The sequence below is a fragment of the Lentzea rhizosphaerae genome (assembly GCF_042649515.1).
Classification (GTDB): Bacteria; Actinomycetota; Actinomycetes; order Mycobacteriales; family Pseudonocardiaceae; genus Lentzea; species Lentzea aerocolonigenes.
Genome location: NZ_JBHRZI010000030.1, coordinates 118,906 through 143,599 on the forward strand (window position 1 = coordinate 118,906; position 24,694 = coordinate 143,599).

Below are 24,694 nucleotides of genomic sequence, written 5' to 3' on the forward strand. Positions count from 1 at the left end.
TATTCAGACCGGCTTGCGCCACACGGAGATGTGCTTCGTGGAGTCCTGGGTGAACGGGGCCCCGTCCCAGTCCGCGACGCGACGTTCCAGCTCGAGCCCGGCGAGCCGTGCCATCAGGTCGAGTTCTGCCGGCCAGGCGTACCGGTGCCGGGAGCTGTTGCGGCGGTAGCGACCGTCGTCGCCGTCGCGGGTGAAGTGGTGCGAAACGAGAATCTGCTCGACCAGGTCGAAGGTGTCGAAGCCGAGGTGGTGCTCGGAGACGTCGAACGGCACTGCGACCTGGCCGGGCGTGAAGGATCGCAGCGGCGGCACACCCAGCTCGATGACGAACCGGCCGCCGGGCTCCAGGTGCCGCGCGGCGTTGCGGAAGCACTCGACCTGCTCGTCCTGGGTGAGCAGGTTCGTGATGGTGTTGTAGACGAGGTAGACCAGGCTGAACTCACCGGGAACGACGGTGGTGGCCATGTCCCCGATGACCACCGGGAGCGCGTCCTCGTCGATCTTGCGCCGGAGCACCGCCGCCATGTGCTCGGACAGCTCGATGCCCACCACCGGCACGCCGCGTTCCCGGAGCGGCACTCCCACTCGTCCGGTTCCGATGGCGAACTCCAGTGCCCGGCCGTCTCCGGCGAGCTCGGTGAGAAGAGCGAGAGTCGGTTCGAGAACGGCAGCCGAGAAGAGTTCGGTCTGCTCGGCGTCGTAGCGGTCGGCGGTCGCACGGCTCCACAGTTCACTGCTCGTCACGGACAACCACCTTGCCGAGTGCCGAGGACGCTGTCGAAGCATTTACGCCGTTTCAGGGCGCGAGGAAGCCCGCGATCAGCAGGACTCCGATCAGGCCCGCTATCAGGCCGAGCGCGGCGAGGTACTGCTTCGCGGTGGTGCGGCCGGGAATGCGGTGCAGGATGATTCCCGCGGCCACGGTGAGCGCGCCCGCGATCGGTACCAGCGCGCGCCAGGCCTTGTCCCACGTGAACGGCAGGTAGTCGTCCGCGCCGTACAGGGACAGGATCAGCGCGGGCAGACCGAGTCCGGCGGCGGCCGCGGCGGCGAGCGTGTTGAACCGTTGCTGCGCCTCGCCTTCCTGCGCGACAGCGAACGTCGACACGCTGCTGAGCAACGACTGCAGCCGGGTGACCTCGTCGCCGAGCTCGACGTCGATGGCCTCGCAGTGGCGCATGGTGACGGTGTTGAAGCGTCCCTCACGGATGGCCTCGCGTGCGTGGTCACGGGCGCGGCTGAACGCCAGCGACAGCTCCACCAGCTGCGCCATGACCATGCGCAGCGCGGTGTTCCTGCGCTGTGCCAGCAGGTCCGCGACCTGACGTTCCATCTCGTACCGGAGGCCGCGCAGGTCCGCGACGGTGTTGCGCGACCCCTCCGCGAGCGCTTTGGCGATCGTCAGCGCCCGCTCGCGCCCGTCGACCGGGTGGGCGGGTTCGTCCAGCGATCCGGCGAGGTCGTCCGCGGAGAAGGTGCTCTGGCGCCAGCCCTGTTCGTCGCTCCACGCCGCGCGGACGACGATCTCGACGCTGGTGCCGTCCGTGCGCGCCTCGCCGACGAGGATCTTGCGGTGCTCACGGCCGGTGATCCGCACGAACGGCACCGCCGGTCCGTCGAGCCGCCCCTCGGTGAGGGTGATCTCCGCGCCTAACGCCGGGTCTGCGGGATCGCCCGCCAGGATGCGCATGCCGATGATCTTCGCACGGTGACCGGATCCGTCCGTTCCTCGGCCGGGTCGTGCCTGTCTGCGCGCCGTCGTCCCGGCGAAGCTCGGTGACATGAAGCGAGCATTGATCGTCATCGACGTGCAGGAGTCGTTCCGGCAGCGCGCCAACTGGGCCGAGACGTCCAACCCCGGGATCGTGGGCAAGGTGAACCAGCTGGTCGACCTGTCGCGCGACGCCGGTGACCTGGTGGTGTGGGTGCTGCACTCCGAACCGGGCAGCGGTGACGTGTTCGACCCGGCGCTGGGCCACGTGCGACTGATCGACGGGCTCAAGCCGCTCGACGACGAACCCGTGCTGACCAAGACGTCGCACAACGCGTTCACCACGACGAACCTCCAGCAGACGCTCACCACGCACGGTGTGCGGGAGCTGCTGATCAGCGGCATCAGGACCGAGCAGTGCTGCGAGACGACCACGCGGGTCGGGTCGGACCTCGGGTTCGACATGACGTTCGTGACGGACGCGACCGCGACCACGCCGCTGCCGCACTGGCGGACGGGGAAGGTGCTCGGAGTCGAGGAGATCATCGAGCGGACCGAGTACGTCCTGGCGGGCCGGTTCGCGCGTATCTCGGATGTCGCTACGCTGACCGGATCGTGACCAGAGTCGTTTTTCTGCTCGTGCCGGGAGTGCACCTGCTCGACCTCGCGGGGCCGGCGCAGGTGTTCTCCAGCGCGGCCGACCTCGTGGGCGGCTACGAGCTGTCGTACGTGGGCGACTCGGACTCCGTGCTCAGCCATCAGGGCGTGCCGCTGGGTACGTCGTCCGAGCTGCCCTCTCTCGACGTGCACGACCTCGTGTTCGTGCCGGGGTGGCGGTCGCCCCGGATCGTTGGTTCCGGACCGTTGAGTGCGCGCGCGTTGGCCTGGTTGCGCACACACCACGACAACGGGGGCACGGTCGCGAGTGTGTGTGCCGGTGCGGACGCGTTGGGTCGCGCCGGACTGCTCGACGGTCACCGGTGCACCACACACCACGAACTGCAGGACGAACTCGAACAGCGCTACCCCGCCGCACGGGTCGTGCGTGACGTTCTGTTCGTGGAGGACAACCGAGTGGTGACGTCCGCGGGCATCGCGAGCGGCATCGACCTGGCCCTGCACCTCGTCGCCGTGCGCCACGGCCCCACCGTCGCCGCGGCCATCGCACGCACGATGGTCGTCTACGCGCGCAGGAACGGTGACGACCAGCAAGCCAGCGTGCTGCTGCGGCACCGCTCGCACATCAACGAGACGGTGCACCGCATCCAGGACGTCATCGAGTCACGCCTCACCGATCGTCTTTCCTTGGCAGAGCTGGCAAAACTCGCCGGTTGCAGCGAACGAACCGTCACGCGACTGTTCGGCCGTGCGACCGGCATGACGCCGTTGAAATACCAACAAGCCCTGCGCGTCGAACGGGCGGAGCACCTCATCGGCCAGGGCGCCACTGTCGAGTCAGCGGCGCGGAACGTGGGCTTCGAGGACGCCCGGATGCTGCGCCGGCTGCGCTCCCGCTGAAAATTGTCAGACCCCCGGCATAGTGTGACCCGCGTGACGACTCTGGCGAACCGCCCCAACACCGCATTGCTCGTGATCGACGTGCAGAACGGCGTGGTCAACCACGCCCACAACCGCGACGAAGTCGTCGCCAACGTCGCCACCCTCGTCGACAAGGCCCGCGCGGCCGGCGTCGACGTGGTGTGGGTGCAGCACAGCAACGCCGAACACATGCCGAAGGAGTCCGACGGCTGGCAGTTCGTGTCCGAGCTGAAGGTCGCCGACGGCGAACCGGTGGTGCACAAGACGTACGCCGACTCCTTCGAGGCCACCGACCTGGAGGAAGTGCTGGCGGGCAAGGGCATCGGCAGCCTCGTGGTCTCCGGCGCGCAGACCGACGAGTGCATCCGCTCGACCCTGCACGGCGCCCTGGTGCGCGGCTACGACGCCCTGCTGGTCAGCGACGCGCACACCACCGAGGACCTGTCGGAGTACGGCGCGCCCACCCCGGACAAGGTCATCGCGCACACGAACCTGTACTGGGAGAACCACACCGCACCCGGCCGCACGGCGGGGGTGGTGAAGACGGAGGACGCGTTCAAGCCCGCGTGAGCAGATGGCCGGCCCGGGAGGTTTCTCCCCATCCGAACCGGATGAGAACGCGACAGCGGCGGTGAACTCTCGCCGGCGCGCTCGCCAGGCGTCAGCCCGCCAGCCGGTTGATCTCGTCGCTGCGCAGCACCCGTTCCGTCTGAGCACCCTTGGCCAGCGCCACCACGGCGCGGCCCAGGTGCTCGGTGGTGGTCACGTACTTCGGCGCGAGCCGCCGCAACACCGGCAGCAGCCACCACGTCCACGTGTAGACGTACCGGTAGATCCGGGTCCGCGACGTGATCCCGTGCCGCGGCTGGATGAACCCCGGCCGCACGACGAACACCCGCCGTTCCAGCGCCAGCAGCTCGTTCTCCGTGCGCCCCTTCACCCGAGCCCACATCGCGCGGCCGTCAGCGTTCGCACCCTCACCCGACACGTACACATACGTGCCACCAACAACACGCGCCGCCTCAAGCGCGTAGTCGTGCGTCACGGGCGTGTACTCGGCCTCGGTCAGACCCGCCGACGTCAGCCCCATGCAGTAGAAGCACGCATCGGCATCGGCCAGTTCGTCCGCGATCGGGGACAGGTCGCCGAAGTCCGTGTGCACGACGTGCCGCAGCTTCGGATCGTCCACCGCCAGCGGAGAACGCCCCACCGTCACCACGGAGCCGACCGCGGGGTCGAGCAGACACTCACGCAGCGCGCCCTGACCCACCATCCCGGAGGCGCCGAACACCACGATCTTCACGCCACAAAACTAGTGGACCTCATCGCACTGAGCAGACGAGCCGCCGGCGACGCGCAGTGCCGCAGTGACGCGGTCACCGTCACCCGTCGCAAGCAGATCGAGCAACGCACCCCGCAACAGCGCGAGTTCCCGTGTGCGCAAGGCCAGCCCATCAGCCGTATCGCGCACATCCGCGGGTTGTGCAGCGCGCAGCACCTCCAACCAGTCCTCCACGGTCGCGCGCGCGAACCCCGCCCACGGCCCCTCAGGCTCCACGAGAGAGCGGGCGTAAGCCTCCAGCCACAACGTCAGCAACGGCCGATGCGCCGGCGCCGACAACCACTCCCACAGCCTCGCCACGACACCGGGCCCGGTGCCGAGGTCGGCGAGCAGCGCCAGCTCGTCCTCCCGAGCCCGCGCCAACAGGGCTCTGACCAGCCCGTCCTTGCTCCCGAACAGGTAGAGCAACACCCGCGTGCTCGACCCGATCGCCGCCGCCAGCGGCCGCAGCGACACGTCGGCCAGGCCGTGGCTGAGCGCATAGCGGTAGGCGGCCTCGAGCAGTTCGGTCTCCCGTGCGGACGGCATGGCCCCATCTTGGCATCACTGAAACAGTCGTGTCAGTATTGCCGCACTGAAACACTCGTGTCAGTTGGAGGAGCCGTGCTGATCCGCCCCCTCGACCGACCCGGCGACCTCGGCTGGGTCGTCCAGGCGCACGGCGAGCTCTACGCCACCGAGTTCGGCTGGGACACCTCCTTCGAGGCACTGGTCGCCAAGATCATCGGCGACTACGCGACCGACCACGACGCCACCAGGGAGGCAGCCTGGATCGCCGAGCTCGACGGCGAACGCGTCGGATGCGTGTTGTGCGTCAAAGAAGACGACACGACCGCAAAGCTGCGCGTGCTGCTCGTGCACCCCGACGCCCGTGGCCACGGCGCGGGCCGCAAGCTCGTCGACACCTGCATCGAGTTCGCCAAAGCCGTTGGCTACCAACGCATGGTGCTGTGGACGGTCGACGGCCTCACGTCAGCCAGGAAGATCTACGAGGCGCACGGGTTCGAGCTGACCGAGGAGACACCGCAGCACAGCTTCGGCCACGACGTGATCGGTCAGCTCTGGGCCCGCGACCTCTAGGAACACGCCCAGGTGGACGGACCCCAGAAGTCGTCCTCCGCCCGCCACTGCCGGTACCCCGCCAGCAGACCGCTGTCCGTCACGGCCATGACGCGCAGGTCGGGCCCGACGTCACCGAGGAACGTGCTGCCCTGCCACGCCCCGTACGCGTTGCCCGTGCCGGACTTGAAGTAGCCGCTGGCGAGCAGACCGTCGCGGTTGATGCCGACCGGGCTGCTCGGCGAGATCCGGTAGTCGCGCACCACCGCGCCCGTGAGGCTCCACTCCCGCAGCGAGGTGAAGTCGCGGTCGACGCGGCCGATCACCCGGCCGCCCTGGAACTTCTCGATCCGCACGGCGGGATGGCCGGCGATCTGCACGGACGTGCCGTCGGCCGACCGGATCACCCCGCTCCGGAACGCGATGCGGCCCTCGTCGTCGAGCCCCACCGGGTTCGCGGTCGCGATGAGCTCGTACGTGCCGGAGCCCTTCCACACGATCGTCGGGCTTCCTCCGTCGAGGTACCCGAGGACGTCGCCGGCCTCGTTGATGTCGGCCACGACCGCGCTGCGGCCCGCCGGCACCGGCAGGTACTGCTTCGTGCCGTCGCGGTGGACAAAGGCGCCGGCGTCGTCGTTCGCGATGACGTGCCCGCTGCCGTTGACGCCGAACGCCCGCCAGCTGCCCTCCGTGCCCGCCAGCTCAGTCAGCTGCCGGTCGTGCCACAGCAACAGCGTGCCCTCTTCGGCCTGCCCGGCGAAGTACCGGCCGTCCGGGCTCGCGGCGCTCAGCGATCCGCTGATCGCGTTCGCCGGGAGCGGCAGGTCGGTCGGTCTCCAGACGCATCCGGTCTGCGCCTGGGCGGGCACGGCGGCCGCCAGGACCGTCACGACCGCAGCGCATAACGCAACTACGCGCACGATGTTCCCCCATGTCAAAGATCTTGCGGAGCGACATCATGCACGACGGGATCACAGCATGCGAGTCACATACGGCATGATGCCGCCGTACCGCACGGGCGAGATCCGCACCACCGCACCGGAATGCGGCGCCTCCACCATCATTCCGCCGCCCAGGTACAACGCCACGTGCGTGCCGCCACCGGGGCCCCAGAAGATCATGTCGCCCGGCGCCATCTGCGAGAGCGGCACCTTGCGGCCCGAGTTGTACTGATAGCCGCTGTAGTGCGGCAGGTACACGCCGACGCCCGCGAAGGCGTACATCATCAGGCCGGAGCAGTCGAAGCCGATCTTGCGGTAGTCACCGAACGAGTCGGCCACGCCACCGTCGCGCACGCCGTACGTCGGGCCGTTGTAGTTGCCGCCACCCCACGCGTAGATGACGCCGCGTTGCGACAACGCACGGTTGATCACGGTCTGCACGCGGTTGCCGGACGGAGCCGCCGCGACGGGACGCTGGGGCGCCGGCGCCTGGGCCGCCGCTGCCTGAGCCGCCGCGGCACGACGGGCGTTCTCCTCGTCCTCGCGCTTCTTCGCCTCGACCCACGTGTCGTACTGACGGCGTTGCGCTTCCAGGCCGCTGACTTCTCCGCGCGCCGAGGCGAGCTCGCGTTCGACAGCGTCCTTGTTGGACTGCAGCTCCGCGGTCGCCGCCGCCTGCGCCGAGTGCGCGTCCACGGCCACCTGCTGCGCCTGGTCCGCGACCTTCTTCGCCTCGTCGGCGGCGGCCTGCTTCGACTCGGCCTTCTGCAGCGCCGCACGGGCCGCGGCGTCGAGGTTCGCGGCGGTGCCCTGGTCGCGGGTCACCTGGTCGAGGCGGTTCAGACTGGCCGCCGACACCGCCTCCAGCATCTGGGCGCGGGCGAGCAGGTCCTCCGGCGACTTCGCGCCGATGTACGCGGAGAAGGAACCGACGGTGCTGCCCTGTGCGTAGGAGGCCGCCGCGAACTCGTCCAGCTCACGACGACTCTGCTCGACGGCGGCCGACGCCGCGTCGGCCTGCACACGGGCGGAAGTGGCCTCACGGCGCGCGGCCTCGGCCTCGGAGATCGCGGTCTCCAGGTCCACCCGCGCCTTGTTGGCGAGCTCGCGTTTGTACGAGACGTCGTCGAGCAGCTCCTGCAGGCGCGACTCGGCCTGCGTGAGCCGCCCGGTCAGCTCGCCCACGCGGGCCGCCTTCGCGTCTGCCTCTGCCCGCGACGCCGAGATCTCCGCGTCACTCGGGTTCGGCGGAGGCGGCGGCACGGCGGCGGCCGTCCCCGTGAGGACGGCCGTCATCAGCACCACCACGGCGGAGAGTCGTGTCAACACCGGACATCACCTCCGACCGCATTAGACCAATCAGACCCATTCGGCGCATCCGGAACTAGCACACCGTCAGCCACACGTGTCACAGTGGAACACGCCATGCGGTCCTATTGGGACGATCGGAGGTCCGGCGTGTCGCCGGTCCGGCCTAGTTGACGCCGCGCTCTCGCCCAGCCCAGTACCGTTCGCGGAGCTTGAACTTCTGGATCTTGCCCGTCGCGGTGCGCGGGATCGAGTCGCGGAACTCGATCGACGTCGGCGCCTTGTACCCGGCGAGCCGCTCCTTGCAGTGGGCGATCAGCTCGGTCTCCGAGACCTCCTCGGTGCGCACGACCAGCGCCTTGATCGTTTCACCCCACTTCTCGTCCGGCACGCCGATGACCGCGACCTCGGCGACGGCCGGGTGCGAGAACAGGCAGTCCTCGACCTCGATGGACGAGACGTTCTCGCCGCCGGTGATGATCACGTCCTTCTTGCGGTCGGAGATCGTCAGGTAGCCCTCGTCGTCGAAGTGGCCGCCGTCGCCGGTGTGGAACCAGCCGTCCTCGATGGCGTCGGAGGTCGCCTCCGGGTTCTCCCAGTAGCCCTCCATGACCACGTTCGAGCGCGCGAGCACCTCGCCGGTGTCGGAGATCTTCAGCTGCGCGCCCAACGCCGGTGCGCCGGCCCGCGACTGCTTCTTCGCCTTCTCCTCACCGACGGGCCCCGGCTGGGCGCGGTTGAAGGTCAGCAGTGGTGCCGTCTCGGTCAGGCCGTAGATCTGCAGGAACTCCCAGCCGAGCTCCTCGGTCACGCGTTGGATCGTGCGTGAGGGCGGCGGCGCACCAGCGCACACGATCCGTACGCGGTCACGGCCGGGGATCTCGCCTTCCCACGACTGAGCGGCGTCCAGCACGGCGTTCCACACGGCCGGTGCACCGCACATCAGCGTGACGCCGTGGTCGCGCACACGGCGCAGGATCTCGGCGCCGTCGACCTTGCGCAGCACCACCTGCGGTACGCCCAGCCCGGCCAGCCCGAACGGCATGCCCCAGCCGTTGCAGTGGAACATCGGCAGGACGTGCATGTACACGTCGCCTTCCCACGCGCGTGTGTGCATGGCGAACGTGACCGCGTTCAGCCAGATGTTGCGGTGTGTTAGTTGCACGCCCTTGGGCCGTGCGGTGGTGCCGGACGTGTAGTTGATGGTCGCCGTCGCGTCCTCCGAGGGATCGCTCCACGGCCGTGGCTCCACGTCGAACCGAAGCAGTGACTCAGACTCCTCGCCCAGCGTGAACCGGTGCCGCGCGGTGACGTCGTCCAGGGACAGCTCGGGGTCGACGAACAACGCCGACGCACCGCTGTGCTCGACGATGTACTTCACCTCGTCAGGTCGCAGGCGGAAGTTCACCGGCACGCAGATCCGCCCGCTGCCGGGCACCGCGTGCAGCAGTTCCAGCAGCCGCGCCGAGTTGTGGCTGACGACGGCGATCCGCTCGCCCTCGCCGATGCCGAGTGCGTCGAGCCCGGCCTGCCACGCGCGCACACGGGTCGCCATCTCCGCATACGTCGTCGTCTCGACCGGTTTCGCCGGCTGGTCGGGTTCGTCGATGGTCGCGGTCGTCGCCGAGAACGCGAACGACGCCCGGTCCAGGAAGTCGGTGGTGATCAGCGGTACGCGCATGAAACGACACTACGACCAGGTGCTCGGATCTCCCCAGGACGAGAACCTGCCTCCCCCGGATGGAGGAACGGAGCTGAGGTCGGGCAGCACCTCGCCGACCGGTTCGTGCAGGACGACGGCCGCCACGGAGTCGTACGGCGTCGGCTCGTCGTTGCAGATGATGACCTGGGCTCCGGCGCGAGCGGCCAGCGACACGAGACCCGCGGCGGGTTGCACGGAGAGCGACGTCCCCGCCACCAGCAGCACGTCGCAGTCGAGTGCCGCGAGCCGGGCGCGGCGCAGCACCTCGCCGTCGAGCTCCTGTCCGAACGAGATGGTGGCCGACTTGAGGATTCCCCCGCAGCGCAGGCATTGCGGTTCCGGCTCGCCCTCGGCGACGCGCTTGAGCGCCTCCCGCATCGGGCCCGTGGCACCGCATCCCAGGCACACGGTCGCGTGCAACGTGCCGTGCAGCTCCAGCACCCGGTGCGGGTCGGAACCGGCTTTCTGGTGCAGGCCGTCGATGTTCTGGGTGACGACGGTGCGCAGCCGCCCGGACCGTTCGAGCTCCACCAGCGCCTTGTGCGCGGCGTTGGGCCTGGCCGTCCACACGGGACTGTCGAGCTTCGTCCGCCAGGACAGGCGGCGGAGCTCGGGATCGGCCAGGTAGGCGTCGAGGGAGGCGGCACGTCCGGCGTCCGCGTCACGCGTCCACAGCCCCTCCGGGCCGCGGAAGTCCGGGATGCCCGAGTCCGTGGAGACTCCGGCGCCCGTCAGCACCGTGATCCGGTGCGCGGACGCGACCAGCGCCCGTGCCGCTGCGCACGCCTGAGAAGCCACCGGTTCACACTAGTGCGGTGCGCAGCGCTGTGGGAGCCGCCATCGCGGCAGTGGGCTTGATCACTTCCATCGCCGGAACCTTCTTGCCGTGGCTGAAATCCGGATCGACCACGAGGGACAGTTACGAGGTGCTTTCGCTGCGTAGTCTCGCCGGGTTGGACGGGGTGGCGGGCAGCGTCGTCACGGGGGTCTGGGTGGGTCTCACGCCCCTCGCCATGATCGCGGTGGCGCTGCACGTGGTCCGATTTCGACGGTTTGCCGCGTGCGTCGGCCTTCTCTTTGGCACGATCAGTGGAACCGTGGCCCTGTTGGCCACAGTCCAAGGGGACAGCAAGGGCGCGTTGGTCGGAATCAGCATCGCCGGACCAGCCGTCACCCTTGCCGGTGCCGTGCTGACGATCGTGGGGGCGATCACGGTGCTCACCTCTACCAGGCGCAGCGCAGTGAGAACTCCAGGAGGGAAACCGTGAGCTACCCAGGTGGTGGCGGCGGCCAGTGGCAGCCGCAGAACAACCCGTACGGGCAACAGCCCCAGCAGGGCGGCTATCCGCAGCAGGGTGGCTACCAGCAGCAGCCGGGTGGTTACCCGCAGCAGGGCGGCTACCCGCAGACCGGGCCGCAGGGTTTCCCGCAGCAGGGCTACCCGCAGACGGGCCCGCAGGGATTTCCGCAGCAGGGATTTCCGCAGCAGGGCTTCGAGCAGCAGCCGTACGGCTACGCACCGATGGGCGGCGAGCCGCCGAAGAAGAAGCGCACCGGCCTGGTCATCACGGCCGTTGTCGCCGTGCTGCTGCTGATCGGTGGCGGTGTCACGTTCTTCGCGCTGAAGAAGTCCGACCCGGCGGCGAACGCGGGGCAGGACACCCCGGCCATCGCGGCGAAGAACCTCATCGAGCAGCTCGGCAGCGGTGACGTCGTCGGCATCATGGCCTCGCTGGCACCGGCGGAGGCCGCGCTGTCGAAGGACTACATGGACTCGATGACGAAGGAGATGAAGCGTCTCGAGATCCTCAAGCCCGACGCCGACCCGAACAAGCTGACCGGCGTCGAGTTCAAGAGCGAGAACATCAAGTTCGACGAGGCCAAGGCCGAGAAGATCAACGACCACCTCACGATCAACAAGCTGACCGAGGGCAAGATCACGATCACCTCGGACGTCTCGAAGATCCCGCTCACCGACAAGCTCGTCGACGCGCTCGGCGACAAGGTCAGCCTGACCACGTCGAAGTCCGAGACCTGGGACATCACCGCCGAGGTGCAGAAGCGCGGCCAGCCGATCGGCATCGCGTCGATCAAGGTCGGCGACAAGTGGTACCCGAGCGCGTTCTACACGATCGCCAACGCCGTTCTCGAGGACGAGAAGCTGAAGTGGCCGCAGCAGGGCTTCGCGCCGCAGGGCGCGGGCTCGCCGGAGGACGCCGCGAAGCAGCTGGTCAACGCCGCGCTGGACGCCGACCTGAAGAAGGTCGTCTCGCTGCTGCCGCCGGACGAGGCCGGTGTGCTGCAGGACCTCGGCCCGCTGCTGCTGGAGCAGGCCGGCACGCAGAAGCCGACCGGTGCCAAGCTGAACGCGCTGGAGACCGACGTCAAGGACGTCACCGGCGGCAAGCAGGTCACGGTCAAGAAGCTGTCGATCACCGCCGAGGGCGAGACGGTCACGATCACGCGCGAGGGTGACTGCTACTCGGCAGACATCCCTCGCGAGGGCACGCAGAAGCTGTGCGCGGACGACATCACGCAGCTGCTGCAGCAGCAGGGCGGCAAGAAGGTCCCGTCCGAGGCCCTCGAGATCATCGGCCGCGTGGCCGGGTCGGTCATGAAGACCGGTGTCGGTGTCGTCACGACCAAGGTCGACGGCAAGTGGTACGTGAGCCCGGTCCGCTCGTACTACGAGCTGGCGCTGACGCTGTTCCGCGGCTTCGAGCCCAAGGACGTCGACGCGCTGATCGAGCTGCTCAAGAAGTAAGTTTCCGCAGGTCAACTTCGGCCCTGTCACCCGCAACAGCGCGGTGACAGGGCCGTGGCAGTTCCTGGGCCGACTGTGGGCGCCATGGAAACTCAGGTTCTGATCATCGGCGCCGGCCCGACCGGCCTCACCCTGGCCCTCGACCTCTCGCGCCGCGGTGTCGGGTTCCGGATCGTCGACGCCTCGCCCGCGCCGTTCGCCGGCTCGCGCGGCAAGGGCCTGCAGCCGCGCAGCATGGAGGTCTTCCACGACCTGGGCGTCATCGAGCCGGTCCTGGAGTCCGGCCGCTTCCACATGACGATGCGCACCTACAACGGCCGCGAGGTGCTGCGGGAGTGGGACGTCCACGAAGGACGGCACCCGACGACCGAACGCCCTTACGCGAGCACGATGCTCATCCCGCAGTTCCGGGTCGAGCAGATCCTGCGCGACGCGTTGCCTTCCGGCACCGTCGAGTACGGCACGCCGCTGTCGTCGTTCTCCCAGGACGACGACGGCGTGACGGCGGTAATCGGCTCGGAGACCGTGCGCGCCAAGTACCTCGTCGGGTGCGACGGCGGGAAGTCGTTCGTGCGCAAGCATCTCGGCGTGCAGTTCGTCGGAGAGACGCGGGAGGACCAGCGGATGCTCGTCGGCGACGTCCGCGTGTCCGGCCTCGACCGCGACCACTGGCACAGCTGGGGCGGCGGCGTCGACCAGTGGCTCGCCCTGTGTCCGTTGCCCGGCACGGACCTCTTCCAGTTCCAGGCGACCGGTGACGGCGAACCGTCGCTCGAGCTGTACCGCCAGATCGTCCGCGACCGCACCGGCCTGGACGACGTGGTGGTGCAGGACGCGACGTGGATGTCGTTGTACCGCACCAACATCCGCATGGTCGACAGGTTCCGCGTCGGCCGGGTGTTCCTCGCCGGCGACGCGGCGCACGTGCACGCCCCCGCCGGCGCGCAGGGCATGAACACCGGCATCCAGGACGCCTACAACCTCGGCTGGAAGCTCGCGATGGAGACGCTGCTCGACACCTACGAGTCCGAGCGCAAGCCCGTCGCGCAGTGGCTGCTCGGCATGACGACCGCGATCATGATGTCCGGCAACCCGTTCGAGCGGCGCGGCGACGAGACGCTCCAGCTCTCGCTCTCCTACCGGACCGAGGACGGCCCCGGCCTGCAGGTGGGTGACCGCGTGCCCGACGGGATCACCGACCAGGGCCGCGTCTTCGACCTGTTGTGCGGCCCCGACTTCGTGACGCTGGACTTCCCCGACGGCCCGGTGCTGGTCCGCCCGGACGGCTACGTCGCCGCGATCGGCCGGTCAGCGATCGACGCCTACTTCGGCGCGAACCCGGTCACGCAGCTGCACCACCGCCGGGTCGCTGCTCGCACCGCCGCGTAACCGTTCCGCCTCGTCCAGGGCCTCCTCCGCACCGCGGGGGTCGCCCTGGGCGAGCAGCCAGTCCGCGTACTGCTCCAGCACCATCGCCCGCGCCGGCCCGTCCGCACTCCTGTTGACGGTGTCGAGTGCCTTCCGGTGTTCCTCCCCCGCCTGGCCCAGGTGCCCGAGGCGGGTGAGCGCCAGCCCGAGTCCGGCGTGGACGGTCGCCCGGAACTGGTTCGCCCGCTCGTCCGTGGTGTCGAGCGCCTGCCGGTAGAGCCGCACGGCCTGCTCGAAGTCACCGCTGAAGTACGCCACCTCACCGTGGGCCAGCGCGACCCGTGCCTGATCGAGGTCGAGCGATGAGGCCGGCACGAGCTCCAGATCCGCACGGGCCCCGGCGAGGTCACCGATCCTGACCTTGATGCGCGCCGCCTGCATGAGCACCGACATCGGCACCAGCACGCTCTCCGGCTCCCCCAGCTCGGCCGCCACCTGCCTGGCCTCGGACACGGCCTTGAACGCCTCGGCGAACGCCCCGCGGTTCACCAGAACCATGACCAGGCAGGACAACCCGAACACGACGGCCCACCGGTCACCCACCGCCCGGAAACCCTTCAGCGCCGCGCGATACGCGACCTCCGCCTGGGGCGCCGACCCTTCGCTGAACTCCCCGGCCACGATCCCGCGGATGAGGACCGAAAACGCCCGCATCCACTCGTCGGCCGACCGCGCCAGCCGGTCAGCCAGCGCCTCGAGCCGCCCACCGAGCTCGGCCTCACCCCAGATCTGACCGCTGGTGAGCATCAACGCGCAAAGGGCCGTCGGCAGGTCCTCCTGCCACAACCGCTCCGCCGCCACGACGGCCTCGGGCGTGCCGAGCGAGACCAGCACCTCCGACAACGGGTCGTCCGGTACGAGAGGCGCCCAGCGGCGGATCTCCTCGAACCGCTTGGTCATCACCAGCCAGTGCCACGTCCGCGCGGCCATCATCCGCCGCGCGATCCCGTGGTCGTGGCGGACCGCCCACGCCAGCGCGGCGTCGAGGTTGGACCGTTCCGCGTCGAACACCTTGAGGGCTTCGAGCTGCCGGGGACCGCGCAGCAGCGGCTCGTTCTGCTCGGCGAGTGCCACGTAGTAGGCGGCGTGTTCGGCGGGGTCGGTCCGGTGCTGCTCCAGGGCGTACTCGCGAACGGTCTCCAGGAGGCGGTAGCGCTCACCGGCACGTACGACCAACGACTTCTCGACGAGGGCGGCCAGCAGATCCTCGGTCTCCCAGAGGTCCTGATCTTGTCGGTGGTCCTGAGTACGTTGAGATGCAGGGGTTCCCGGCTCGGGGGTACCCCTGCGCGAGCCTGCCCCGCACACCTCGTGCACCGCCGCCGCCGTCGCCCCACCCACGAACACCGCCAGCCGCGCCAGCAGCAACCGCTCGGCGTCGTCCAGCAGCTCCCAGCTCCAGTCGATCACCGCCCGCAGCGTCCGGTGCCGTGCCGGTCCGGTGCGTGCGCCGCGGTCCAGCAGTCGCAGCCGGCTGTCCACACGGGACTCCAGCTGCGCGGCCGACAGCGAGCGGGCTCGGGCGGCCGCCAGTTCCAGTGCCAGTGGGATGCCGTCCAGCGCGCCGCACACCCGGCGCACCACGTCCCGGTCCAGCGCCGAACCCACCCGTGCCGCGAACAGGCGCACGGCGTGGTCGAGGTCCAGCGGTGCCACCGGGTGCACCACCTCGCCCGGAATTCCCAAGGGCTCGCGCGATGTCGCCAGCACGCGTGCGTCTGGCGCCTCGGCCAGCAAGCGGACGCACAGTGCGGCGGCCGCGTCCACGACGTGTTCGCAGTTGTCGAGCACCACCAGTGACGACCCGAGCCGGGAGAACACCGGTGTGGCCAACGGGTTCGGGCCCAGCGCCGCGTCCAACGCCGCCAGCGGTTCCGCGGCCGAGTCCAGTTCTGCGAACCACGCCTGCGGGACCGACGCCGCGTGCGTCAGCGCCAGGCGGGTCTTGCCCACGCCGCCGAAGCCGGTCAGCGTCACCAAACGGTTGTCCCGCAACAACTCGGCCAACGTCACCAAGTCGGCATCGCGACCGACGAACGACCCCACCGGCGCCGGGAGGTTCCCGCGGGAGACGCGTTCCCGCAGCACCGTGAGGTGTGCGGCGGCCAGCGTCTCGCCGGGGTCGACGCCCAGCTCGTCGGCCAGCGCGTCGCGGACTCGCGAGAACACCGCCAGCGCGTCCGAACGCCGGCCAGCCGCGTGCAGGGCCAGCATCAGGCGGGCCTGCACGTCCTCCCGCAACGGGTGTGCGGCCGCCAACGCCTCCAGCCCGGCCAGGTCGTCGCGCAGCAACGCCAGGCGCACGGCCTCGTCGACGGCGAACGGCGCCTCCTCGAACGCCGCCCCGCGCCACAACGCCGCGTCACGGGTGCGCGCGAACTCCTCGACGTCGGTCGACGCCTCCAAGCGGTAGCCCAGGGCGTGCGACGACACCGCGCCGGCTCCCAGCGTCCGCCGCAGCCGCGACACCAGCGACTGCAGCGCGGCGACGCCGCCGACGGGCGGTTCGTCCGGCCACAGGTCGGCGATCAGCCGGTCCGCGGGCACGACCCGGCCGGGCTCCATCGCGAGCCTGATCAGCAACCACCGCAGCCGCTTCCCGCGCACCTCGACGGGAGCGCCCTCCGCGACGACCTGGAGCGGCCCGAGAACGTTGACGCGCATCAGGTTCGCCGCACGCCCACGACGACCGCGGCGGCCACCAGCGCGACGCCGACCACCCCGGCCCACAGCACCGACAGCGAGACCTGGTTGTGCCCCAGCGCGTCCAGCACCCACCCGAGCGGAGTCGCCCGCCCCAGCGGATACGTCAGCACCACCACCGAGAACACCGCCAGCACGGTGCGCCCGATCGAGTCGAACACAGGCCTCGCGAACATCAGTCCCACGCCGACACCCAGCAACGCACACACAGTATGCGCGCCGAGTCCGACAAAAAACTGACCGGCCGTGTACGGGTGCGGGTTCGTCACCACCGGCCACACCGCCGCCACCAGCGCCATGGCCAGCGCGATCGCCACCGCGACCAGCGCCGCCGCCGTCAGCACCCGCGACCAGCCGCCCGCCGACACCACCGTGATCTCACGCCGCACCACGTCCTCGGACGTCGCCACCACGACGGCCATCCAGGCCGTGACGGGGTAGAGCAACGCCGCGGAACCCGAGTACGCCTCCAGCGGCTGCCCGGCATCGCTCGAGAACAGCATCCCCATCACACCGAGGAACACCAGCAACGGCGCCAGGAACCGTTGCCCGCGAAACACATCAGCCGCGAGGTACCGCACCAGGGAGATCACCGCACGCTCCGCACCGAACACCCGAGCCGCAACGCCTCCGCCAGCACGTGGTCGCTCCGCTCCGGCGCCACCAGCACCTGCACCGAAGAGCCGCGGGACAACACCGACCGCACGCCTTCCAACGCCTCCAACGCATCCAGCCCCACGACGCGGCTGAGCTCGATCGTCACGTGCCCACCGGACAGATCCACGCGCGTCGCACCGGCGAGGTGCCCCTCGTGGTCGGACACCAGCGCGGTCCGCCCCTGCAACAGCGACACCAGCTCGAGAGCCGCCTCCGGGTCGAGACCGGTCCACGGCTCGTCGAGCACCAGCACGTCGGCGGCCAGGAACGCCTGCGCCAGCGCGACCTTCTGCGCGTTGCCCTTCGACAGCTGCGACATCGGCGCCGTCATCGAGCCTGCGAAACCCAGTCGTTCCAGCACGTCCCCGACTGCGGCGCCGCGAATCCGGCCCATGTGCGCAAGATAGGACGAGGCGGACATCTTGACGTCCGAGGGGAACCGTTCCGGCACGTAGCCGACCGACGCCGGCCGGACCACGCGTCCGGTCGTGGGCTTCAGGATCCCGGCCGCGATCTTGAGCAGCGTGGACTTGCCGGTGCCGTTCGCGCCGGTCAGCACGACCAGGCCGGAGACCTCCAGCGTGAGGTCGCGCAGCACCCACGGGCCGCGCCCGTAACGCTTGGAAACCTGATCGAGGTGCACCACGCCAAGATAACCATCCATGACACCGCTTCCGCTCGCTTTGGCGTGCATCTGGCTCGGCATGGTCCTGGCGATCTCCCTCGAGGCACCGCTGAAGTTCCGCGCACCCGGCATCACGCTGCCGCTGGGCCTGGGCATCGGGCGGCTCGTGTTCCGCGCCCTGAACGCCTCGGAGATCGTGCTCGCGACGGCCACCGCCGTCACGTTCTCCCTGGCTCCCCGCCCGCTCGCCGCCACCGTTCTGCTCGTCGCACTGGCCGTGACCCTCGCCGTTCAGGTGGCGGTGCTGCGTCCGCGGCTCGAGGCCAGGGCGCAGCTCATCATCGACGGAGTGACACCTCCCCGGTCACGCGCGCACCTCGCCTACATCGTGCTCGAATGCGCGAAACTGCTGATGCTGGGTACCTTCGGAATCATTCTCATGTTCGCCTGAAGAAACTCTCCGTCGCATTACATGCATTCCCAATGAATACAGTTGCCCCACCTTTCACACGATCGAGTGAACCGTGGCGACAAACCGTCACCCGAGCGACAAAGATGAGTTGTCTCAAGCCCAGTTCGACGAAATGCGGGTGACACCCCTGAAAAGCGGTACGCAATTCTCCTTCGACCTGCTCGCGGGCGCGTTGACCGGACGAGATGCGGCACGCGCCACAGGCACGTTGCACGTCCTGGGCAATCCCGGCGGAAGAATTCACCTGCGCGATGGCGGGGTCATCTGCGTGGAAAGCCCGGGCTCACCCGGTCCGGACGCCTTGTTGTTGCGCACAGGACGTTTGAGCGAATCCGAGTGGACCGCCGCGCTGACCACAGGTACGCGCGGCACCATCGGCGAGACCGAACTGCACGTCGTGGCGATGATGGCCACGCACGACGCCGCGTTCACCGTCGTCGCCGGAGAAGTCGAGGACTGCGTGTTCACCCCGCAGACGCTCGACACGGCGGTCGCGATGAGCGTCGCGATCGACCCGGTCCGACTGCTGCAGGAGACGTCGCGCCGGATCACGTCGCTGCTCGCGCTGCCGTGTTCGCTCTCACCGCACCGCGACCGCGTCGCCCCCGTTCCAGGCGCTGACCTGCACGATCTCGCCCCAGTGCGCGAGGAGATCCTCGCGCACGCCACCGGCAGGCGCACGACCAGGGACATCGCGTTCGCGGCAGGCCGCAGCGTCTACCCGGTGACGATCGAGGCCTGCCGGATGGTGACCGACGGCCTGATGACCGTGGTGGCCGGCACTTCGGTCATCGCCACGGCGGCACAGCCCCTGGTGCCGCTACGCCCCCGGAAGCCACCCACACGGAGACCACCCACGCAGATGCCACCCACCCAGATGCCACCCGCGGAGAACCCGCTTCCGGAGCCACCGGAGGGCGATGACGGCGACGACGTTCCGCTGCCCCGGTCGTTGCGGCGCCAACTGTTGCCGAAACTGTTCAAACAACCTGAGAGGAAGAAGCTGTGAATCACGACGTGCTGGCCGCCGAACTGCACGGTCTGCGCGAACGGGTCACCGGGATAACGGACACGCTGATAGCCGCCAACGACGGCATCCTGATCATGGCGGACATGTCCGAGAAACTCGACACCGAAGTCATCTCCGCACTGGCCGCAGCAGATCTCGGAATTGCGCGAAGAACCAGCGAGGTGGCCCGCCAGGGAGCATTCCGGCAAACCGTCGTCTACAACAGCGGCGGATGCATGGCCGTGTACGCGGTCGGTTCCCTGGCATTGATGGTCGTGCTCGGCGACGAAGGTCTCAACGTGTCCCGGCTCCACCAGGAGTCGCAGCCCGCGATCGAACGCATCAATTCCATCCTCTCCGCCGCCTGAAAAGAAGTGTGAAATGACCAAGCCCAAGATGAGCAGCATGTCCGACCAGATGGTCGCGATGGTCCGGTACCTGCGGCAGGAGGTGCCCGGCTGCGTGGCCGCCGGCGTCGTCGACATGGCCACGGGCATGCTGCTGTCGTTCGAGACGACCGAGAGCCACCCGTCCGAGGTCCTCGACCTGCTCGCCGGCGCGACGCTGGACCTCTTCCAGGGCCGCACGGTGACCATGATCGAAGACGTCTTCAAGGAGCGGCGCGGCATCGCGAGCGCCGAGCACTACTTCCAGGAGGTCCTGGTCAACAGCAGCAACCTCACGCACCTGTTCATCCGCAGCAACCACAACCAGGACGTGGTCGCCGTCGTCGTCTGTCCGAAGTCGGTGAACATCGGCATGCTCTTCGCCGCGGCCCGCCGCGTCGTCAAGGAACACGGCGGCGCGTAGCCTCGCCGCCCTGCGCGGGTAGCCCGGCGCACTCCTCCGGCCCCGGCCGGGCTACCCCTGGGCGATGTCGCAGATCAGCTCGGCGAGCTCGCGCGGCCGCGACAGGAACGGCGAGTGCGAACCGGGCAGGTACCGCACGTCGGCCGCCTTGAGCCGTTCGGTGAACACCGCCGGGAACGCGATGTCGTCCGTGCACACGATCGACGTGGTCGGCACGGTCTTCCAGGCCGCCGCGGTCACCGGTTCCTCGAACACCCGCGCGCTCTGCGGCCGCAACCGGTCGACCGCCCACGAGGTCAGCTCGTCCGGCACGTCGCCGTAGAGCAGCGCCGGCGGCGGCACGTCCAGCATCTTCGCGCCCGGCTCGTACCACGGCTTGCCGAGCACCGACACGACCGACTCCCCCGGCTCCAGCAGGTGCGCGGCCAGGTAGATGAGCCGGTCCGCGGATCCCGCGGCCTCACCCACCGGCACTCCGGCGTAGGAGTGGGCCAGCACGGTCACCGGTCCGTCCAACGCCCGCAACGCCTCCCGCACGGCCTCGGCGTCCTCGCGCAGGCCGTTCGCCGGCGAGCCCGACGTGCTCGGCAGGTCGATCGCCGACGTGGTCCAGCCCCGCGACGTCAGCTCGGGCACGAGGCGCTCCCAGCACCACGAGCCGTGCCAGGCGCCGTGCACGAGCAACAGGTTCCCCCGGTCCATCAAGATCTCCTCTTCATCGGTGTGCACGTACGCTAACCAGGCAAGATCACCCGCGACATCGTCGAGAGTCCGCCGTCCTGTCGAGAGAGTCCGAACGTGAACCCGCTGGAGCACGTGCTGTCGGCGCTCAGCGTCGAGTGCGCCGTCGCGACGCCCCTGCACGCGGGCGGACGATGGGCGCTGCACTTCGTCGGGCGGCTCAACCTGCGGGTCGAGGTCGTCCTGCGCGGCCGGGTGCACGTGGTCGTCGGGGACGAGAGCTTCTGGGCCGGAGAAGGCGACTGCTACGTCATCGCCGGGCGGCGGCCCTACCGCATCGCCAGCGACCCGGACACGCCGTCGGTGTTCGCGGCCCCGGTGTACGAGCACCCCGACGGCACGCCTCGCGAGCTCGGGACGATCGGCGAAGGCCACGACACGACGTTGCTCGGCGCGGGGTTCACCGCAGGCCCGGAAGCGGACCAGGTCCTCGCCGTCCTGCCGCCGGTCATCCACGTGCGCGGCGCCGAGAGCGGCACGGCCCAGGCGACCATCGAACTCATCTCCCGCGAGATCGAGGGCGGCGGCAGGATGATCCTCGACCGGCTCACCCAGGTGCTGCTGCTCCAGGTCCTGCGGGACCACGCGTTGAGCGCGTCGCTGCACCCGCAGCTCGGACCGGCGCTCAAGGCGTTGCACGGCAACGTGAAGCACCCGTGGACGGTCAGCGAACTGGCGTCGGTCGCCGCGATGTCGCGGTCGACGTTCTTCCTGCGGTTCAAGGAGATCGTGGGCACGACACCACTCGACTACCTGCTGCGCCTGCGCATGCAGACGGCTTCGCGCGCGCTCCGCGAGACCACCGACACCGTCGCCACGATCGCGTCGAACGTCGGGTACGGCACGGAGAGCGCGTTCAGCGCCGCGTTCAAGAGGTTCACGGGACGCTCTCCGGGCGAGTACCGCGTGACTTAGGGCAACCTTGGTTGAACCGGCTTACAGGACAAGCGTACTGTTTGGGGTCGAGGGGCAGTGGTCGACCGGTTGAGGAAGACTCTCCCCGTACCCCGAACTGACCACTGCGCTGTCACCAGATGGAGTTGCACGTGACTAACAGCCTGGACAGCTTCGGCGCCCGCGGCACGCTCAACGTCGGCGACGCCTCGTACGAGGTGTTCCGGCTGAGCGCCGTGGAGGGCGCCGAGCGTCTTCCGTTCAGCCTGAAGATCCTGCTGGAGAACCTGCTGCGGACCGAGGACGGCGCGAACATCACCGCCGACCACGTGCGCGCTCTCGCCAACTGGGACCCGGCCGCCGAGCCGAACACCGAGATCCAGTTCACGCCCGCCCGCGTCGTGATGCAGGACTTCACCGGTGTGCCGTGCGTCGTCGACCTCGCCACCATGCGCGAGGCCGTCACGCAGCTGGGCGGCGACGCCGAGAAGGTGAACCCGCTCGCTCCCGCCGAGCTCGTGATCGACCACTCGGTCATCGCCGACATCTTCGGCCGCCCGGACGCGTTCGAGCTGAACGTCGACCTGGAGTACCAGCGCAACAAGGAGCGTTACCAGTTCCTGCGCTGGGGGCAGACCGCGTTCGACGAGTTCAAGGTCGTCCCGCCCGGCACCGGCATCGTGCACCAGGTCAACATCGAGCACCTCGCTCGCGTCGTCATGGTCCGCAACGGCCAGGCGTACCCGGACACCCTGGTCGGCACCGACTCGCACACCACGATGGTCAACGGCATCGGCGTGCTGGGCTGGGGCGTCGGCGGCATCGAGGCCGAGGCCGCGATGCTCGGCCAGCCGGTCTCCATGCTGATCCCGCGCGTCGTGGGCTTCAAGCTCTCCGGTGAGCTGCCCGCGGGCGCCACCGCCACCGACCTCGTGCTCACGATCACCGAGATGCTGCGCAAGCAGGGCGTCGTCGGCAAGTTCGTCGAGTTCTACGGCGAGGGCGTCGGCGCCGTGCCGCTCGCGAACCGCGCCACCATCGGCAACATGTCGCCGGAGTTCGGCTCCACGGTCGGCATCTTCCCGATCGACGGCGAGACCATCGACTACCTGCGCCTGACCGGCCGCACCGAGGAGCAGATCGCGCTCGTCGAGGCGTACGCCAAGGAGCAGGGCCTCTGGCACGACCCGTCCCGCGAGGCCGTCTACTCCGAGACGCTGGAGCTGGACCTGGCGACGGTCGTCCCGTCCATCGCCGGCCCGAAGCGCCCGCAGGACCGCATCGAGCTGACCTCCGCCAAGGAGGCGTTCCGCCAGGCCCTGGGCGCCTACGTCGCGCACACCGACACCGCGGCGCTGTCCGGTGTGGACGAGGCTGTCGACGAGACGTTCCCGGCCAGCGACCCGGTCGCCATCCACGAGGGCGGCAACGGCTCCGGCACGCCGAAGGTGTTCCAGTCCGCCGCCGAAGGTGCCACCGGCCGCGTCTCGAACCCGGTCAAGGTCACCGTCGACGGCAACGAGTTCGAGCTGGACCACGGCGCCGTCGCGATCGCCGCGATCACGTCGTGCACCAACACCTCGAACCCGTCCGTGATGCTCGGCGCGGCCCTGCTCGCGAAGAAGGCCGTCGAGCGCGGTCTCGAGCGCAAGCCGTGGGTCAAGACGACCCTGGCGCCGGGCTCGAAGGTCGTCATGGACTACTACGAGCGCGCCGGCCTCATGCCGTACCTGGAGAAGCTCGGCTTCCACCTCGTCGGCTACGGCTGCACCACCTGCATCGGCAACTCGGGCCCGCTGCAGGAAGAGATCTCGGCGGGCGTGCAGGAAGGCGACCTCGCGGTCGTCTCGGTGCTGTCCGGCAACCGCAACTTCGAGGGCCGGATCAACCCGGACATCAAGATGAACTACCTCGCGTCGCCGCCGCTCGTCGTGGCGTACGCGCTGGCCGGTTCGATGGACAAGGACATCACCACCGAGCCGCTCGGCACCGACACCGAGGGCAAGCCGGTGTACCTCTCCGAGATCTGGCCGTCGCCGGCCGAGATCGCCGAGGTCATCTCCTCCTCGATCTCCGCGGAGGGCTTCACCAAGGGCTACACCAACGTGTTCTCCGGCGACGAGCGCTGGCAGTCGCTGCCCACGCCGACCGGCAACACGTTCGAGTGGGACACCGAGTCGACCTACGTCCGCAAGCCCCCGTACTTCGAGGGCATGGAGATGGAGCCGAAGCCGGTCACCGACATCTCGGGTGCCCGCGTCCTCGCGCTGCTCGGTGACTCGGTCACCACGGACCACATCTCCCCCGCCGGTTCGATCAAGGCCGACTCGCCAGCAGGCAAGTACCTGACCGAGCACGGCGTGGAGCGCAAGGACTTCAACTCCTACGGCTCCCGCCGCGGCAACCACGAGGTGATGATCCGCGGCACGTTCGCGAACATCCGCCTGCGCAACCTGCTGCTCGACGACGTCCAGGGCGGCTTCACCCGCAACTTCCTGGAAGCCGACGCCCCGCAGACGACGATCTACGACGCGTCGGTCGCGTACGCGGAGGCCGGCGTTCCGCTGGTCGTGCTCGCGGGCAAGGAGTACGGCTCCGGCTCGTCACGCGACTGGGCCGCCAAGGGCACCTCGCTGCTCGGCGTCCGCGCCGTCATCGCCGAGTCCTACGAGCGCATCCACCGCTCGAACCTGATCGGCATGGGCGTGCTGCCGCTGCAGTTCCCGGCGGGCGACAACGCCGCGTCGCTGGGTCTCGACGGCACCGAGACGTTCGACTTCTCCGGCGTCACCGAGCTGAACAACGGCACCACGCCGTCGACGGTGCACGTGACCGCCACGAAGGCCGACGGCGCCAAGGTCGAGTTCGACGCGGTCGTCCGCATCGACACGCCCGGTGAGGCCGACTACTACCGCAACGGCGGCATCATGCAGTACGTGCTGCGCAAGATGGTCCGCAGCTAGTCAGTTCGATTAAGAAAAGGCCGTCC

General features: G+C 69.3%; 25 protein-coding genes. 13 read left to right on the top strand and 12 right to left on the bottom strand.

The window, feature by feature from the left end; genetic code table 11:
• Positions 1–3 precede the first annotated feature (3 nt).
• Both ACFOWZ_RS34715 and ACFOWZ_RS34720 read right to left on the bottom strand, forming a co-directional pair.
• Entirely contained in the window at positions 4–744 is a 741-nt protein-coding gene (locus ACFOWZ_RS34715) for a class I SAM-dependent DNA methyltransferase (protein WP_382378179.1), read from the bottom strand.
• Between the two features lie 52 nt (positions 745–796).
• Entirely contained in the window at positions 797–1,690 is an 894-nt protein-coding gene (locus ACFOWZ_RS34720) for a hypothetical protein (protein WP_382378180.1), read from the bottom strand.
• 91 nt (positions 1,691–1,781) lie between these two features.
• Here ACFOWZ_RS34720 and ACFOWZ_RS34725 point away from each other — a divergent pair, with 91 nt between their 5' ends.
• Genes ACFOWZ_RS34725 through ACFOWZ_RS34735 form a run of 3 tightly spaced genes read left to right on the top strand, consistent with a single transcriptional unit; the run spans position 1,782 to position 3,820 of the window.
• Positions 1,782–2,330, top strand: coding sequence for a cysteine hydrolase family protein (locus ACFOWZ_RS34725; RefSeq protein ID WP_382378181.1), 549 nt, complete (start codon positions 1,782–1,784; stop codon positions 2,328–2,330).
• Complete coding sequence (locus ACFOWZ_RS34730) at positions 2,327–3,229, top strand: GlxA family transcriptional regulator (protein WP_382378182.1); 903 nt, start codon at positions 2,327–2,329, stop codon at positions 3,227–3,229. Before ACFOWZ_RS34725 ends, ACFOWZ_RS34730 begins: the two co-directional genes overlap by 4 nt.
• Positions 3,230–3,262: 33 nt before the next feature.
• Positions 3,263–3,820, top strand: a complete 558-nt coding sequence (locus ACFOWZ_RS34735; RefSeq protein WP_030471439.1) for an isochorismatase family protein — start codon at positions 3,263–3,265, stop codon at positions 3,818–3,820.
• A gap of 91 nt (positions 3,821–3,911) precedes the next feature.
• On the opposite strand, the gene ACFOWZ_RS34740 is transcribed toward ACFOWZ_RS34735, so the two are convergent.
• Positions 3,912–4,553: an epimerase gene (locus ACFOWZ_RS34740; RefSeq protein WP_382378183.1), complete on the bottom strand. Its 642-nt coding sequence runs from the start codon at positions 4,551–4,553 to the stop codon at positions 3,912–3,914.
• Between the two features lie 9 nt (positions 4,554–4,562).
• Positions 4,563–5,120 carry a TetR/AcrR family transcriptional regulator gene (locus ACFOWZ_RS34745; RefSeq protein WP_382378184.1) on the bottom strand — a complete coding sequence of 186 codons (558 nt, stop codon included), beginning with the start codon at positions 5,118–5,120 and terminating at the stop codon, positions 4,563–4,565.
• 75 nt (positions 5,121–5,195) lie between these two features.
• Between ACFOWZ_RS34745 and ACFOWZ_RS34750 the strand changes: the two genes are divergently transcribed.
• Positions 5,196–5,672 carry a GNAT family N-acetyltransferase gene (locus ACFOWZ_RS34750; protein ID WP_382378185.1) on the top strand — a complete coding sequence of 159 codons (477 nt, stop codon included), beginning with the start codon at positions 5,196–5,198 and terminating at the stop codon, positions 5,670–5,672.
• Here the strand turns inward: ACFOWZ_RS34750 and ACFOWZ_RS34755 are convergent.
• The 4 genes from ACFOWZ_RS34755 to ACFOWZ_RS34770 all read right to left on the bottom strand — a co-directional run bounded on the left by ACFOWZ_RS34755 (position 5,669) and on the right by ACFOWZ_RS34770 (position 10,400).
• Complete coding sequence (locus tag ACFOWZ_RS34755) at positions 5,669–6,541, bottom strand: hypothetical protein (protein ID WP_382378186.1); 873 nt, start codon at positions 6,539–6,541, stop codon at positions 5,669–5,671. The two genes, ACFOWZ_RS34750 and ACFOWZ_RS34755, sit on opposite strands and share 4 nt — an antisense overlap.
• A gap of 81 nt (positions 6,542–6,622) precedes the next feature.
• Positions 6,623–7,921, bottom strand: a complete 1,299-nt coding sequence (locus ACFOWZ_RS34760; protein WP_382378187.1) for an NlpC/P60 family protein — start codon at positions 7,919–7,921, stop codon at positions 6,623–6,625.
• 145 nt (positions 7,922–8,066) lie between these two features.
• Positions 8,067–9,581, bottom strand: a complete 1,515-nt coding sequence (locus ACFOWZ_RS34765; RefSeq protein WP_382378188.1) for a class I adenylate-forming enzyme family protein — start codon at positions 9,579–9,581, stop codon at positions 8,067–8,069.
• A 9-nt stretch (positions 9,582–9,590) separates the two neighbouring features.
• On the bottom strand, positions 9,591–10,400 hold the full coding sequence (locus ACFOWZ_RS34770) for an SIR2 family NAD-dependent protein deacylase (protein ID WP_382378189.1): 810 nt from the start codon (positions 10,398–10,400) through the stop codon (positions 9,591–9,593).
• 17 nt (positions 10,401–10,417) lie between these two features.
• Here ACFOWZ_RS34770 and ACFOWZ_RS34775 point away from each other — a divergent pair, with 17 nt between their 5' ends.
• The 3 genes from ACFOWZ_RS34775 (at position 10,418) to ACFOWZ_RS34785 (ending at position 13,755) form a co-directional block, all read left to right on the top strand.
• On the top strand, positions 10,418–10,870 hold the full coding sequence (locus ACFOWZ_RS34775) for a hypothetical protein (protein WP_382378190.1): 453 nt from the start codon (positions 10,418–10,420) through the stop codon (positions 10,868–10,870).
• Positions 10,867–12,366 carry a flagellar basal body protein FliL gene (locus tag ACFOWZ_RS34780; RefSeq protein WP_382378191.1) on the top strand — a complete coding sequence of 500 codons (1,500 nt, stop codon included), beginning with the start codon at positions 10,867–10,869 and terminating at the stop codon, positions 12,364–12,366. The genes ACFOWZ_RS34775 and ACFOWZ_RS34780 overlap by 4 nt, the downstream gene beginning before the upstream one ends.
• An 84-nt stretch (positions 12,367–12,450) precedes the next feature.
• Entirely contained in the window at positions 12,451–13,755 is a 1,305-nt protein-coding gene (locus ACFOWZ_RS34785; protein ID WP_382378192.1) for an FAD-dependent monooxygenase, read from the top strand.
• On the opposite strand, the gene ACFOWZ_RS34790 is transcribed toward ACFOWZ_RS34785, so the two are convergent.
• The 3 genes from ACFOWZ_RS34790 to ACFOWZ_RS34800 are packed head-to-tail and all read right to left on the bottom strand — an operon-like array spanning position 13,675 to position 17,818.
• Positions 13,675–16,458, bottom strand: coding sequence for a BTAD domain-containing putative transcriptional regulator (locus ACFOWZ_RS34790; RefSeq protein WP_382378193.1), 2,784 nt, complete (start codon positions 16,456–16,458; stop codon positions 13,675–13,677). The two genes, ACFOWZ_RS34785 and ACFOWZ_RS34790, sit on opposite strands and share 81 nt — an antisense overlap.
• Positions 16,458–17,090 (bottom strand): hypothetical protein, encoded by a 633-nt coding sequence (locus tag ACFOWZ_RS34795; protein ID WP_382378194.1) that lies wholly within the window; start codon positions 17,088–17,090, stop codon positions 16,458–16,460. Before ACFOWZ_RS34795 ends, ACFOWZ_RS34790 begins: the two co-directional genes overlap by 1 nt.
• Complete coding sequence (locus tag ACFOWZ_RS34800; protein ID WP_382378195.1) at positions 17,087–17,818, bottom strand: ATP-binding cassette domain-containing protein; 732 nt, start codon at positions 17,816–17,818, stop codon at positions 17,087–17,089. The genes ACFOWZ_RS34795 and ACFOWZ_RS34800 overlap by 4 nt, the downstream gene beginning before the upstream one ends.
• On the opposite strand from ACFOWZ_RS34800, the gene ACFOWZ_RS34805 reads away from it, so the two are divergent.
• From ACFOWZ_RS34805 to ACFOWZ_RS34820, 4 genes are all read left to right on the top strand, one after another.
• A complete protein-coding gene (locus ACFOWZ_RS34805) occupies positions 17,817–18,230 on the top strand; it encodes a hypothetical protein (RefSeq protein ID WP_382378196.1) in 414 nt (137 codons plus the stop codon). The two genes, ACFOWZ_RS34800 and ACFOWZ_RS34805, sit on opposite strands and share 2 nt — an antisense overlap.
• Before the next feature lie 139 nt (positions 18,231–18,369).
• Positions 18,370–19,260 carry a hypothetical protein gene (locus ACFOWZ_RS34810; protein WP_382378197.1) on the top strand — a complete coding sequence of 297 codons (891 nt, stop codon included), beginning with the start codon at positions 18,370–18,372 and terminating at the stop codon, positions 19,258–19,260.
• Positions 19,257–19,628 (top strand): roadblock/LC7 domain-containing protein, encoded by a 372-nt coding sequence (locus tag ACFOWZ_RS34815; RefSeq protein ID WP_382378198.1) that lies wholly within the window; start codon positions 19,257–19,259, stop codon positions 19,626–19,628. The genes ACFOWZ_RS34810 and ACFOWZ_RS34815 overlap by 4 nt, the downstream gene beginning before the upstream one ends.
• Before the next feature lie 13 nt (positions 19,629–19,641).
• Entirely contained in the window at positions 19,642–20,070 is a 429-nt protein-coding gene (locus ACFOWZ_RS34820) for a hypothetical protein (RefSeq protein ID WP_382378199.1), read from the top strand.
• Between the two features lie 51 nt (positions 20,071–20,121).
• Here the strand turns inward: ACFOWZ_RS34820 and ACFOWZ_RS34825 are convergent, their stop codons facing one another.
• On the bottom strand, positions 20,122–20,772 hold the full coding sequence (locus tag ACFOWZ_RS34825; protein ID WP_382378200.1) for an alpha/beta fold hydrolase: 651 nt from the start codon (positions 20,770–20,772) through the stop codon (positions 20,122–20,124).
• Positions 20,773–20,868: 96 nt separating this feature from the next.
• On the opposite strand from ACFOWZ_RS34825, the gene ACFOWZ_RS34830 reads away from it, so the two are divergent.
• Together ACFOWZ_RS34830 and ACFOWZ_RS34835 are read left to right on the top strand one after the other, a co-directional pair.
• The gene (locus ACFOWZ_RS34830; protein ID WP_382378201.1) at positions 20,869–21,726 is read left to right on the top strand and encodes an AraC family transcriptional regulator; all 858 of its coding nucleotides are present in this window, start codon (positions 20,869–20,871) and stop codon (positions 21,724–21,726) included.
• A gap of 131 nt (positions 21,727–21,857) precedes the next feature.
• Positions 21,858–24,668, top strand: coding sequence for an aconitate hydratase (locus ACFOWZ_RS34835; RefSeq protein ID WP_382378202.1), 2,811 nt, complete (start codon positions 21,858–21,860; stop codon positions 24,666–24,668).
• Positions 24,669–24,694: the final 26 nt, after the last annotated feature.

Bases quoted from the DNA above. Each gene is read 5' to 3' on its own strand.
- ACFOWZ_RS34720 (WP_382378180.1), bottom strand. From the start codon at position 1,690: ATGCGCATCCTGGCGGGCGATCCCGCAGACCCGGCGTTAGGCGCGGAG.
- ACFOWZ_RS34725 (WP_382378181.1), top strand. From the start codon at position 1,782: ATGAAGCGAGCATTGATCGTCATCGACGTGCAGGAGTCGTTCCGGCAG.
- ACFOWZ_RS34745 (WP_382378184.1), bottom strand. From the start codon at position 5,120: ATGCCGTCCGCACGGGAGACCGAACTGCTCGAGGCCGCCTACCGCTAT.
- ACFOWZ_RS34765 (WP_382378188.1), bottom strand. From the start codon at position 9,581: ATGCGCGTACCGCTGATCACCACCGACTTCCTGGACCGGGCGTCGTTC.
- ACFOWZ_RS34785 (WP_382378192.1), top strand. From the start codon at position 12,451: ATGGAAACTCAGGTTCTGATCATCGGCGCCGGCCCGACCGGCCTCACC.
- ACFOWZ_RS34790 (WP_382378193.1), bottom strand. From the start codon at position 16,458: ATGCGCGTCAACGTTCTCGGGCCGCTCCAGGTCGTCGCGGAGGGCGCT.
- ACFOWZ_RS34805 (WP_382378196.1), top strand. From the start codon at position 17,817: ATGACACCGCTTCCGCTCGCTTTGGCGTGCATCTGGCTCGGCATGGTC.
- ACFOWZ_RS34800 (WP_382378195.1), bottom strand. From the start codon at position 17,818: ATGGATGGTTATCTTGGCGTGGTGCACCTCGATCAGGTTTCCAAGCGT.
- ACFOWZ_RS34820 (WP_382378199.1), top strand. From the start codon at position 19,642: ATGACCAAGCCCAAGATGAGCAGCATGTCCGACCAGATGGTCGCGATG.
- ACFOWZ_RS34825 (WP_382378200.1), bottom strand. From the start codon at position 20,772: ATGGACCGGGGGAACCTGTTGCTCGTGCACGGCGCCTGGCACGGCTCG.